We start from the raw sequence: 11203 nt of genomic DNA on the forward strand, positions 1-11203 counted from the left end.
TGCAGGATGCTGTTCACCGCCCGCCTGTCACCGCATTGCGCCATGTGCCGCAAGGGAGTTGCGCCATGGCGTTGATGATCACGGACGAGTGCATCAACTGCGACGTGTGCGAGCCCGAATGCCCCAACGAGGCCATCTTCCTGGGCCAGGAGCATTACGAGATCGAACCCTCCAAGTGCACCGAATGCGTGGGCCATTTCGATGAGCCCCAGTGCGTGGCCATCTGTCCCGTGGCCTGCATTCCGGTCAACCCGGCCCACCAGGAAAGCCGCGAGACGCTGTGGCAGAAGTTCCAGCGCCTGAAGCCACCGAAAGTGGCTTGAATGTGGAGGCTTTTGGGCCGCTAGCGCTTATCTGGTAAGCGCTACCAGCTATCAAAATAATAGTTAATCTGGGCCCGCTTGTGGTGCGGCCTGCGCCTGGGCGGGGCGTGTGGGCTTTGGGCGGGGCGGCTTGGTGGTGTGCACGAGAAGCGTGGCCTTGTCCATGTCGCCGGCCAGCAGGGCGGGGTAGGCCTTGAGCGAATGCAGGATGCTGTCCTCGATCAGCGTGCGCTGGTCGGGCGCGGGCTTCTTGAGCACCCAGTTCACCACCTCCGCCTTTACGCCGGGGTGGCCGATGCCGATGCGCAGCCGCCAGTAGTCGCTGGTGCCCAGTTGCGCGTGGATGTCACGCAGCCCGTTGTGGCCTGCGTGGCTGCCGCCGCGCTTGAGCTTGGCCTGTCCGGGCGGAATGTCCAATTCGTCGTGTGCGACGAGGATTTCCTCCGGCGGGATCTTGAAGAAGCGCGCAAGGGCCGCCACCGACTTGCCTGAGAGGTTCATGAAGGTCTGCGGCTGCAGCAGCCAGACGCTGTGGCCGGCAACGCTGGCGCGCGCGACCAGGCCGTGGTAGCTGCGCTCGGGGACCAGGGTGACCTTGAGTTCGCGCGCCAGCGCGTCGATCCACCAGAACCCGCGTTGTGGCGTGTGGCCTCGTACTCCGGGCCGGGGTTGCCCAGGCCCACAAACAGTTTGATCATGTTGCGATTATCCGGCGCGCCTGAAGCGGCGCGACGTGCGCTTGCAGGGGCCACAAAACGCCAACGGCCCACGCGAGGTGGGCCGTTGAGACGCAAGAGGCCGCCCCTGAGGGCGACGGCCCGGCAGAAGTGCTTACTTCTTGCCCTTCTTGGCGGGTGCGGCTGCGGGTGCTGCGGCTGCGGTCGCGTCGGCCACCACTTCGGGCAGCTTGATCGACACCAGGGCGGGGTTCTTGTTGGAACCACGCACCACGGCCTTCACGCCATGGGGCAGCTTCACGGACTGCAGGCCCATGGTGGACTTGGAGGTCAGGCCGCTCAGGTCCACCTTGATGAACTCGGGCAGTTGCGCGGGCATGCACATCACGTCCAGTTCATGGATCAGCGGGGTCACCGTGCAACCTTCCACCTTTACGGCCTGCGAGCCTTCGACGCCTTCGAAGTGCAGCGGCACCTTCAGGTGCACGCGGGTCTTCTCGTCCACGCGTTGGAAGTCCACGTGCAGCACTTGCTGCTTGAAGGGGTGGTACTGCACGTCACGCAGCAGCACCTTGGTGACTTGGCCGTTCAGCTCCATGTCCAGGATGCTGGAGTGGAACGCTTCCTTCTTGAGGGCGTGCCACAGGGCGTTGTGATCGATCTCGATCAGCTGGGGCTCGGCGGAGCCGCCATAGACGATGCCGGGGGCCTTGCCCGAAATGCGCAGACGGCGGCTCGCACCCGTACCTTGCTTGGCGCGCTCAAAAGCGACGAATTGCATGTTTGAACTCCTGAAGGGGCCGGCCGCGACCAGCCTGGCCCTGTTGATAAAGACCGCACGCCACCATGGCATGGGCCCGCGCTGTCTCCGAACAAGCAAGCCTCCCGAAGGAGGCTTGGGGCTGTGACACCTCCGCCAGCGGCGGAGCGATCATCAAGCCTGGTCGGAGAACAGGCTCATCACCGACTCACCCTTGGCAATGCGCTGGATCGTTTCGGCGATCAGCGGCGCCACGGAGAGCTGGCGAATCTTGGAACACCCCTTGGCGGCATCGCTCAGGGGGATCGTGTTGGTCACCACCACTTCATCGAGGGCCGTGCCTTGCGCGATGCGCTCGATGGCCGGGCCCGAGAAAATGGGATGCGTGCAATAGGCGTAAACGTTCTTGGCGCCGCGTTCCTTGAGCACTTCGGCGGCCTTCACCAGCGTGCCGGCGGTGTCGATCATGTCGTCCATGATCACGCAGTTGCGGCCTTCGATGTCGCCGATCACGTGCATGACTTCCGACACGTTCGCCTTGGGGCGGCGCTTGTCGATGATGGCCAGATCGGTGCCGAGCTGCTTGGCCAGGGCGCGTGCACGCACCACGCCGCCCACGTCCGGGCTCACCACGATCAGGTTCTCGTACTTCTTCTGGTTCAGGTCACCCAGCAGCACCGGCGACGCGTAGATGTTGTCCACCGGAATGTCGAAGAAACCTTGGATCTGATCGGCATGCAGGTCCATGGTCAGCACGCGGGCGACGCCCACTGCCTGCAGCATGTTAGCCACCACCTTGGCGGAGATCGGAACGCGTGTGGAACGCGGACGGCGGTCCTGGCGAGCGTAACCAAAGTAGGGAATCACGGCGCTGATGCGTTCGGCCGAAGCGCGCTTGAGCGCGTCGACCATGATCAGCAGTTCCATCAGGTTCTCGTTCGTCGGCGCGCAGGTCGACTGCACCACGAATACATCGCGGGCGCGGACGTTTTGCTTGATTTCGACGGTGACTTCGCCGTCGGAGAACCGGCCCACATCAATGGCGCCGAGAGTGGTGCCAAGATTTTGAGCGATCTCGGCAGCCAATCCAGGGTTGGCATTGCCCGTGAAAACCACGAAGTCGGGGGGATTGGTTTGCATGAGCGACTCAGCCGTCTGAATTTAAATCCCGTGTGGGAAATAATCTTTGGCAGGGGAGGAAGGACTCGAACCCTCGCATGCCGGAATCAAAATCCGGTGCCTTAACCAACTTGGCGACTCCCCTACGCAGGTCAGCTGTCTTGCGTCAGCTCACCCAGTATCTTTTCATCCAAAAACCCAATCCGCTAGCGGATGAGACTTTAGATTTTCACACACTTTGACATGCCATGCAGCGGGTGCATCGTGCAGGTCGACAGCGTGTGTGATTTGTGCAAACACCGCACTTCCAGAGCCTGTCATGCGTCCTTGCAACCCTTTTGATTCAAGCCAATTGATGGCTTGCGTGATCTCGGGGCACAAGGCCTGTGCGACTGGCTGCAGGTCATTGCTTCCAAATTGGTAGTGTGTTGCAGCAAAGCCTGAAATTGTAGCACAACTCGAATCACGTTTAAGGGAGGGATGCGAAAAAATCATTCTCGTATCCAGCCCCGCTTCGGGCTTGACCACCGCGAAAGCCGCAGGCGGAAGTTGGTGCTCCAACTCAAGAGGGCGAATTATGTCACCAATTCCCTCGACCCAGGCGCTTGCGCCGCACAAAAAAAACGGAACATCGGCGCCCAGCGTCAGGGCGATCGAGTGCAACTGCTGCCGAGACAGTTTCAACTTCCACAAGCGGTTGAGCGCCAGCAGTGTGCTGGCCGCGTCCGAAGATCCGCCACCCAAGCCGGCTTGTGCGGGGATGTGTTTAGAGACGCCGATATGTACCCCTTGCGGGCAACCGGTGGCCTTTTGCAGCGCACGTGCGGCGCGCACGACCAGATCGTCCGCAGGCAGGGCGCTGGTAAGGTCTTCACGTGTGACGGTCCCAGTGCCGCGCACCTCGAAATGCAGAACATCGCACCAATCGATCAACATGAAGACCGACTGCAGCAGGTGATAGCCATCGGGCCTGCGACCCGTGACATGCAGAAACAGGTTCAGTTTGGCCGGCGCCGGCACGTCGTACAGGGCTTGCATGGAAAGCGGTCAGAGGCTCAAGACAATGCGCAGCGTAGTGCGAGGCAGCGGCTGCTCGCGCGTGGCCGACAAGCGCCCCTGCTGCAGGGCATCGAGGTTGGTGCGCCAGCCGGCGACCTGGAGGGCTTCGCCCTTCAGCCAGCTGAAAAGCGCGTAAATGGGTAGGTCGCTGCCGGTCAGGTCATGTACCAGGGTCTGCAGCGAGGCAGCCTCCCTGCGCTCCTGCCCCTGGACCAGCACGGCGCGATGCGGAGTCCATTCCACACGCGCGATGATGTTGCCCAGCGGGTTGATGAGAGTGAGCTCTCCCGCAGAGGGGTGGCCCTTCAATTCAAAACCGGCACTGAAGGATTGGCCTGCATCGTCTTCCACCTGAACGGCCAGCCGGCCCGACCAGTGGTCCGGGCTGGCATCCGCAGGGCGTGGCGGCTGCGCGCAGGCGACCAGGGTTGCAGCTGCGACGATCCCGAGCACCAGCCGGCCGCGCAGAGGGCGGGGGTCAGCCGCCAGTTGCGGTTGGCTCACAGACGCACTCCCAGCCGGTCGAGCGTGCCCTTGAGTGTGTCGTTGTCTTTGTTGATACGCAGGCCCTCGCGCCAGATGTCACGCGCGCGATCATGTTCTCCCAGAGACCACAGAACTTCCCCGATGTGGGCCGCTATCTCTGCGTCCGGTTGTGTTTCGTAGGCGCGTTTCAGGATGGTCAGCGCTTCCTGGCGGTTGCCCAGGCGGAATTCCACCCAGCCCAGACTGTCGGTGATGAACGGATCGTTCGGTGCAAACTCCAGCGCTTTGACGATGAGCGCCTTGGCTTCCTCCAGCCGTACGCCCCGCTCTGCGAGGGAAAAACCCAGGGCATTGAGTGCGTGGTGGTAGTCGGGTTGGCGGGCGATGATGGCGCGCAAGAGGCGTTCCATGTCGTCGAGGCGGCCCGCCTTTTCCGCCAGCATGGCTTGGTCGTAGGCGAGGTCGTTGTCCGCGGGCGCCAGCGCTACGGCCTTGCCGAGGACCGTGTAGGCCTGTGCATATTGTTTTGCTTCGCGCAGCAACTGGGCTTCGGCCTGCAACTTGAGGCGTTCCTGATCCGGGGTGCTTGCGGGCACGGCGCGGATCAATGCACGCGCCTCTTCCAATTTGCCCTGGCGTGCGAGCAGTGCAGCGCGGCGGCTTTGAGCCGTGAGCAGTTCGGCGGCATCTTCAATGCGCGAAAGCCAACCCTCGGCCCCGGCGTAGTCGCCACGCTTCTCCGCTACTTGCGCGTGCATCAGATATGCCTGGGTGAGCGCGCGCTTGCGTTGGGGCGTGGCGGGCAGGTCTTCGAGCAAGCCGGTAAAACGCCGCAGTGCTTCCTCCGCCTGCTCCAGCCGTCCGCCTTGCAGGTGTAGCGACGCCTGCAACAACCAGGCTTCGGGCATGTCGGCCTGTTCGCGATTGACTGCATCCAGCTGGAACTGTGCGTCGGCCAGGCGCTGAGACTCCAGCAGCAGGCGTGCGTAGGCCATGCGGACTTCGGGCAGGGGCTTGCCGGCCAGGTAACCCGCGAGCAGCGGCTCCGCCTGCGTGACGCCCTCTGCGAGCAACTCGAGCGCCAGCATGGCGGCGCCATCGTCGGCGGGGTCTTGTGCATGGGCCTGGCTCGCCGCCTCCAGGGCGCCCGCCTTGTCGCTGGCTGCCAGGTCCATGCGCCCCACGGTGGTCCATGCAATGGGACCGATGGCCGGGTGGTTCAGTTCTGCCTGCAGGGCCTGGCGCACCACCTGCGCGGCCAGTGCCTTGTCGCTGGCACGGCCGTAGAGCTGAGGCAGCGCGCGGATGGTGGATATCTTGTCGCGCGTCGGCGCGGTGCTCAATTCCTGCTTCAAGGGGTCGGCGCTATCGCCGATGCGATTGAGGGCGACCAGGATGCGCAACATGTAGCGATTGGCATCGCGCGACTGCGGCAGGGCCTCCTTCCACGCTCGCGCGGCCATCAAGGCGTATTCGCCCGAGCGCGACTGCAGGGCGATCTCGGTGGCGCGGCGGTACAACTGTGGGTCGCCGCTGCGACGTGCAGCGTCCAGCATCAGGGCATAACCGGTGCCGGGGTCGCCCCGGCTGGTGGTCATCTCGCCCAGCAGCAATTCGTAGAACAGCTCGGCATTCAAGGCGGCTGCATCGTCGCTGGCAGCCGCATCGGTATCTTCCAGCTCGGCTGGGGGGGCGGGGACGGTGGACTGGGCAGGCGTCTGGGCCATGGCCGGCAGCATGCTCGCCGCAGCCCAACATGCCAGTGCGACGGCCCTGAAACGAAGAGATTGCACCATCGGCCCATAATAATCCATGGCTCTTGAACTTCTTGACGAGTATTGCGATGCCTGAGCTGCCGGAGGTGGAAGTCACGAGGCGCAGCTTCGCGGGCGCGATCGAGGGCGCAACTGTCCGCGGCATTACGGTGGGCAAGCCCTTGCGCTGGCCGCTGGGCACGGAGCCCGCAGTATTGGTCGGACGGCGGGTGTGCGGTGTGCGCCGGCGCGGCAAATACCTGTTGCTGGATCTGGATGAAGGGCTGCTGCTCATTCACCTGGGCATGTCGGGCAGCTTGCGCTTTGCACGCGATCTGCCCGCGCGCGGCGCCCACGACCATTTCGAACTGATAACGGACCAGGGCACGCTGCGGCTGCACGACCCGCGGCGCTTCGGCGCCGTGGTCTGGGCGGCGGGTGAGTCCGATCCCCGTGCACGCAAGCTGCTCGATGGGTGGGGATTGGAGCCGCTGGGCGAGGACTTCGCCTTCGAGTCCTTCCACGCGGGGCTGCGCGCCAAACGCTCGCCCATCAAGCAACTGCTGCTCGCGGGCACGGTGGTCGTGGGCGTGGGCAATATCTATGCCTGCGAGGTGCTGTTCCTCGCAGGCATCCGGCCAACCACCCGCGCTTGCGCGATCGGACCCCAGCGAGCCCGGCGCCTGCACGGCGCAATCCGCGAGGTGCTGGCGCGCGCGGTGGAGCGGGGCGGCAGCACGCTGCGTGATTTCTCCAGCGCCGACGGCAGCGCCGGGCATTTCCAATTGGAGGCCAATGTCTATGGCCGCGCGGGCCTGCCGTGTCGCCAGTGCGGCACGCCCGTGCGTCTGTTGCGCCAGGGGCAGCGCAGCACCTATTTCTGTCCGCACTGCCAGCGCGCCTGACCGGGCTGCGTGGCGGCGGACCGGCGCAATGGCGATGCTATATTGCGCCATCTCCCGCCCACGCGGGCGCTTGCATTGATATCCGGGAGCAAAGTGGGACCTTCATTCAACGAACAGTTTGACCAGCACGGCGCATGGAGGCGTGCTTTCGCCCAGCAACTCAAGCGCCTGGGGCAATGGATGGGTTCGCACGACCTCATGGACGCGGCTGTGGAGGAGCGTCTGCAGCGGCTGGAAGAGCAGGTGCGCAGCGACAAGGTGACTGTCGCTTTTGTGGCGGAGTTTTCGCGCGGCAAGTCCGAGCTCATCAATGCGATCTTCTTCGCCGGCTATGGCCGGCGCATCATGCCGGCCAGTGCGGGGCGCACCACCATGTGTCCGACCGAGCTGGGCTATGAAAACGGCACCGCCCCCAGCCTGCGCCTGCTGCCTATCGACACGCGCATGCAGTCCCTGGGGCTGGCCGAGTGGCGCCTGAAGGCAGACCGCTGGGTGAAGGTGCCGCTGGACATGGACGACCCGGCCCAACTCGCCCAGGCGCTTGAAAAAGTATCGGAAGTGCGCCGCGTGTCCGTGGATGAGGCGCGTGCGCTGGGTTTCTGGAGCGATGAGGCCGCCGACGAGAACCCCGTGCTGGACGCTGCGGGCATGGTCGAGGTGCCAATGTGGCGGCACGCGGTCATCAACATTCCGCATCCGCTGCTCAAGCAGGGGCTCGTGATACTGGATACGCCGGGCCTGAACGCCGTGGGCGCGGAGCCCGAGCTCACCATCAACCTCATCCCGCAGGCCCACGCCGTGGTGTTCATCCTGGGCGCGGACACGGGCGTGACGCGCTCGGACCTGACCATCTGGCGCGACCACCTGGGCACGGCTGAAGACGCGACCGATGCGCGGCTGGTGGTGCTCAACAAGATCGACACGCTGTGGGACACGCTCAGTTCCCCGTCGCAAGTGCAAGCACAGCTGGAGCGCCAGCGCCAGACATCGGCCGAATTGCTGGGCGTGCCGCTCAGCCATGTCGTGCCCGTGTCGGCCCAGAAGGGCCTGGTGGCCAAGATCAACTGTGACGACATCCTGCTGGAGTCCAGTGGGCTGCCGCTGCTGGAGGAAGCGCTGGCCGAGGGCATCATGGGCCGGCGCCAGGCCATCCTGCGGGCCACGGTGGCCAGCGGCGTGGCAAGCCTGCAGTCCGAGACGCGGCGGGTGATCAACATCCGCCGGCGCGATCTGGATGATCAGATGCTGGAGTTGCGCAGCCTGCGCGGCAAGAATGCCTCGGTGATCGACGCCATGCGCGGGCGCATCGAGCAGGAGCAGCAGGAGTTTGAAGCCAGCACGGCCAAGATCCAGGCCGTGCGAGCAGTGCATCTGAAGATGCTGCGCGAGGTGTTCCACCAGCTTGGGCCGCGTTCGCTCAAGGCGCAACTGGTGGAGCTGACCGAGGCGCTGCAGCCCAAAGGGCTCAAGCTGGGCGTGCGCAAGGTATACGGCGACACCTTCGCCAAGGTGCGCACCATCATGGAGGCCGCGCAGTCCACGGGCATCGAGATCCAGGCCATGCTGGGCGGCACCTTCCGCCAGCTCAACACGGAGTTCGGCTTCTCGTTGCAAGTACCTGCGGCGCCCCAATTGGGTAACTATGTGCAGGAGATCGTGGCCATCGAGCAGCGGCACCTGCAATACGTGGGCATGGGCAACACGCTGCGCCTGGCGCAGCCAGAGTTCGCGCAGCGCCTGTTGCGGGCCATGGGCCTGCGCCTGCGCACCGTGTTCGAGTCCGCGGCCAACGAGCTGGAGCTGTGGAGCAAGACGGCCACGGCGCAGTTGGACGCGCAACTGCGTGAGCGCAAGCGCAGCTTCTCGCGGCGTATCGAGGCGGTGAACCGCATCCAGCAGGCCGCCAACGGGCTGGTGGACCGCATCGCCGAGATCGAAGAGGCCGAGCAGCACCTCGCCGAACTGGAGCAGCGGCTGACGGAGCTGACCTCCGACCTCGTGCGGCAGCCGCAAGCGCCTGAGGGCGTGGACATCGACATACCCCTTACCGAACCCCAGCCGCTCGCGGCGTCATGAGCGGTCCGTCCGCAGAGCTGGCGGCCCAGGTGGTGCGCTGGCAGGAAGCGCATGGGCGCAACCACCTGCCTTGGCAGAACACGCGCGATGCATACCGCGTGTGGCTGTCGGAGATCATGCTGCAGCAGACCCAGGTGGCCACGGTGCTGGAGTACTACACGCGCTTTCTGGCGCGCTTTCCCGACGTGCGCGAACTGGCTGCTGCGCCACAGGACGAGGTACTGGCGCTGTGGAGCGGCCTGGGTTACTACAGCCGCGCGCGCAACCTGCACCGCTGCGCGCAGATCGTCGTGCACCAGCACGGGGGGGAATTCCCCCGCACGGTGGATGAGCTGGCGGCCCTGCCGGGCATCGGCCGCTCCACGGCAGGGGCGATAGCCGCTTTCTGCTTCGGCGTACGGGCGCCGATCCTGGATGCCAACGTGCGACGCGTGCTCACGCGGGTGCTGGGGTTCGGCGCCGACCTGGCCGAGGCGAAGAACGAGCGCGCGTTATGGCAGCAGGCCGAGGCGCTGCTGCCACGGCAGGACCTGTCCCATGCCATGCCGCGCTACACGCAGGGCCTGATGGACCTGGGTGCCGGCATCTGCCTGCCCCGCAACCCCAATTGCCTGCTGTGCCCCTTGCAAGAGGCCTGCGTGGCGCGCCGCGACGGCAACCCGCAGGACTACCCGGTGCGCACGCGCAAGCTCAAGCGCAGCGCGCAGGCCTGGTGGCTGCTGCTGCGCCAGGATGGTGCGGGCCGGCTGTGGCTGGAGCGGCGTCCGCCCACCGGCATCTGGGCGGGGCTGTACTGTCCGCCGGTCTATGACAGCCGCGCGGCGCTGGACGAGGCGCTGCAGCTGCACGCCAGCTGCGATGCGCGGGATCTGCCGGCCTTCACCCACGTGCTGACGCACCGCGACCTGCACCTGCATCCGGTGCTGGCGCGCGATGCAACGCCGCAGCCGAACGCGCATTGCGCTGAGCAGCAGTCGGGGTGGTTCGCTCCGGCGCAATGGCCGGCGCTGGGGCTGCCCGCGCCCGTGCGCAAGCTGCTCGCCTCCCTTGGGGACGGCTGTCAAAAATGAGAGCTGGCAGCGCCCGTAGATAGGCGACTTCCGGTAGAAAACTATTGCAAGTCATTCAATAGCAAGCGCTAGCAGCTACTAAAACAATAGCTGTCACCTAGCGGTGCATGCTAGATGCCGTCGAGCTCGCGGTGGCGGCGCAGCGTATTCCAGCGGCCCTCGAAGCGCGCCGCCAGCTGCTCCACCAGGTAGACGGAGCGGTGCTGTCCTCCCGTGCAACCGATGGCCACGGTCACGTAGCTGCGGTGGTTGTGGGCCAGCGCGTCCAGCCAGTGGTCCAGGAAGTCGCCAATGTGCGCCAGCATCAGCGCTACTTCGGGCTGCTGACGCAGGTAGTCGATGACCGGCGCGTCCTTGCCCGTGAGGGCGCGCAAGAGCGGCTCGTAGTGGGGATTGGGCAGCATGCGCACGTCGAACACATAGTCGGCATCCATGGAGATGCCGCGCTTGAACGCAAACGACTGGAACACCAGGGTCAGCCGACTCGGCGGCACCGACAGCAGGTCCTTCACATAGCTCAGCAATTGCGCGGACCGCAGGGTGCTGGTGTCGATGACGTGTGCCTGCTCGCGCAGCGGGGCCAGTAGCTCGCGCTCCAACCGCATGGTGTGCAAAAGCGGGCGCGGACCTTCGCGCATCTCGGCCTGGGACAGAGGGTGGCGGCGCCGGGTTTCTGAAAAACGCCGCACCAGCACGTCGTCGGTGGCGTCCAGGAACAGTTGGCGCACCTGCACGCCCTGCTCGCGCAGGCCGGCCAACTGCTGCGGCACCAGGGGCAGGGCGGTGGCGCTGCGCACGTCCATGGCCACGGCAACGCGGTGGCCGTGGTGCGCGTGCTCCAGCTCCACGAAGGAGGTCAAAAGTTCCGGCGGCAGGTTGTCCACGCAGTAGTAGCCCGCGTCTTCGAGCGCATGCAGCGCGACGGACTTGCCCGAGCCGGACATACCGGTGATGACGACGACTTCCAGATCCAT

At 65.2% G+C, this 11203-nt stretch carries 10 protein-coding genes, 1 tRNA gene and 1 pseudogene; 4 read left to right on the forward strand and 8 right to left on the reverse strand.

Annotated elements, in window-relative coordinates; genetic code table 11:
• Positions 1 to 65 precede the first annotated feature (65 nt).
• Positions 66 to 323: a YfhL family 4Fe-4S dicluster ferredoxin gene (locus HND92_RS05465; protein WP_012655793.1), complete on the forward strand. Its 258-nt coding sequence runs from the start codon at positions 66 to 68 to the stop codon at positions 321 to 323.
• Between the two features lie 63 nt (positions 324 to 386).
• Here HND92_RS05465 and pth read toward each other — a convergent pair.
• The 7 genes and pseudogenes from pth to HND92_RS05500 form a co-directional block, all read right to left on the reverse strand.
• Positions 387 to 1021, reverse strand: a pseudogene (gene pth / locus HND92_RS05470) (aminoacyl-tRNA hydrolase).
• Positions 1022 to 1154: 133 nt separating this feature from the next.
• The gene (locus tag HND92_RS05475; protein WP_011804338.1) at positions 1155 to 1781 is read right to left on the reverse strand and encodes a 50S ribosomal protein L25/general stress protein Ctc; all 627 of its coding nucleotides are present in this window, start codon (positions 1779 to 1781) and stop codon (positions 1155 to 1157) included.
• Positions 1782 to 1934: 153 nt separating this feature from the next.
• Positions 1935 to 2900, reverse strand: coding sequence for a ribose-phosphate pyrophosphokinase (locus HND92_RS05480; protein WP_011804339.1), 966 nt, complete (start codon positions 2898 to 2900; stop codon positions 1935 to 1937).
• A gap of 47 nt (positions 2901 to 2947) precedes the next feature.
• Positions 2948 to 3024, reverse strand: a tRNA-Gln gene (locus HND92_RS05485).
• Positions 3025 to 3065: 41 nt separating this feature from the next.
• The gene (gene ispE, locus HND92_RS05490; protein WP_172206393.1) at positions 3066 to 3917 is read right to left on the reverse strand and encodes a 4-(cytidine 5'-diphospho)-2-C-methyl-D-erythritol kinase; all 852 of its coding nucleotides are present in this window, start codon (positions 3915 to 3917) and stop codon (positions 3066 to 3068) included.
• Between the two features lie 9 nt (positions 3918 to 3926).
• Positions 3927 to 4442: a lipoprotein insertase outer membrane protein LolB gene (locus HND92_RS05495; protein WP_172206395.1), complete on the reverse strand. Its 516-nt coding sequence runs from the start codon at positions 4440 to 4442 to the stop codon at positions 3927 to 3929.
• Positions 4439 to 6238, reverse strand: coding sequence for a tetratricopeptide repeat protein (locus tag HND92_RS05500; protein WP_172206397.1), 1800 nt, complete (start codon positions 6236 to 6238; stop codon positions 4439 to 4441). The genes HND92_RS05495 and HND92_RS05500 overlap by 4 nt, the downstream gene beginning before the upstream one ends.
• Positions 6239 to 6267: 29 nt before the next feature.
• On the opposite strand from HND92_RS05500, the gene mutM reads away from it, so the two are divergent.
• From mutM to mutY, 3 genes are all read left to right on the forward strand, one after another.
• Positions 6268 to 7083: a bifunctional DNA-formamidopyrimidine glycosylase/DNA-(apurinic or apyrimidinic site) lyase gene (gene mutM / locus HND92_RS05505; RefSeq protein ID WP_135148465.1), complete on the forward strand. Its 816-nt coding sequence runs from the start codon at positions 6268 to 6270 to the stop codon at positions 7081 to 7083.
• 93 nt (positions 7084 to 7176) lie between these two features.
• Positions 7177 to 9159: a dynamin family protein gene (locus HND92_RS05510; protein ID WP_012655799.1), complete on the forward strand. Its 1983-nt coding sequence runs from the start codon at positions 7177 to 7179 to the stop codon at positions 9157 to 9159.
• Positions 9156 to 10229 carry an A/G-specific adenine glycosylase gene (mutY, locus tag HND92_RS05515; protein ID WP_172206399.1) on the forward strand — a complete coding sequence of 358 codons (1074 nt, stop codon included), beginning with the start codon at positions 9156 to 9158 and terminating at the stop codon, positions 10227 to 10229. The genes HND92_RS05510 and mutY overlap by 4 nt, the downstream gene beginning before the upstream one ends.
• A gap of 110 nt (positions 10230 to 10339) precedes the next feature.
• Here the strand turns inward: mutY and rapZ are convergent, their stop codons facing one another.
• Positions 10340 to 11203 (reverse strand): RNase adapter RapZ, encoded by an 864-nt coding sequence (gene rapZ, locus HND92_RS05520; protein ID WP_011804346.1) that lies wholly within the window; start codon positions 11201 to 11203, stop codon positions 10340 to 10342.

The sequence above is a fragment of the Diaphorobacter sp. JS3050 genome (assembly GCF_013154915.1).
In the GTDB taxonomy this organism is placed as follows: Bacteria; Pseudomonadota; Gammaproteobacteria; order Burkholderiales; family Burkholderiaceae_C; genus Diaphorobacter; species Diaphorobacter nitroreducens.

Excerpts from the sequence above, each read along its gene's own strand:
- HND92_RS05500 (WP_172206397.1), bottom strand. The coding sequence starts at position 6,238 with ATGGATTATTATGGGCCGATGGTGCAATCTCTTCGTTTCAGGGCCGTC.
- HND92_RS05480 (WP_011804339.1), bottom strand. The coding sequence starts at position 2,900 with ATGCAAACCAATCCCCCCGACTTCGTGGTTTTCACGGGCAATGCCAAC.
- mutY (WP_172206399.1), top strand. The coding sequence starts at position 9,156 with ATGAGCGGTCCGTCCGCAGAGCTGGCGGCCCAGGTGGTGCGCTGGCAG.
- ispE (WP_172206393.1), bottom strand. The coding sequence starts at position 3,917 with ATGCAAGCCCTGTACGACGTGCCGGCGCCGGCCAAACTGAACCTGTTT.
- HND92_RS05465 (WP_012655793.1), top strand. The coding sequence starts at position 66 with ATGGCGTTGATGATCACGGACGAGTGCATCAACTGCGACGTGTGCGAG.
- mutM (WP_135148465.1), top strand. The coding sequence starts at position 6,268 with ATGCCTGAGCTGCCGGAGGTGGAAGTCACGAGGCGCAGCTTCGCGGGC.
- HND92_RS05475 (WP_011804338.1), bottom strand. The coding sequence starts at position 1,781 with ATGCAATTCGTCGCTTTTGAGCGCGCCAAGCAAGGTACGGGTGCGAGC.
- rapZ (WP_011804346.1), bottom strand. The coding sequence starts at position 11,203 with ATGGATCTGGAAGTCGTCGTCATCACCGGTATGTCCGGCTCGGGCAAG.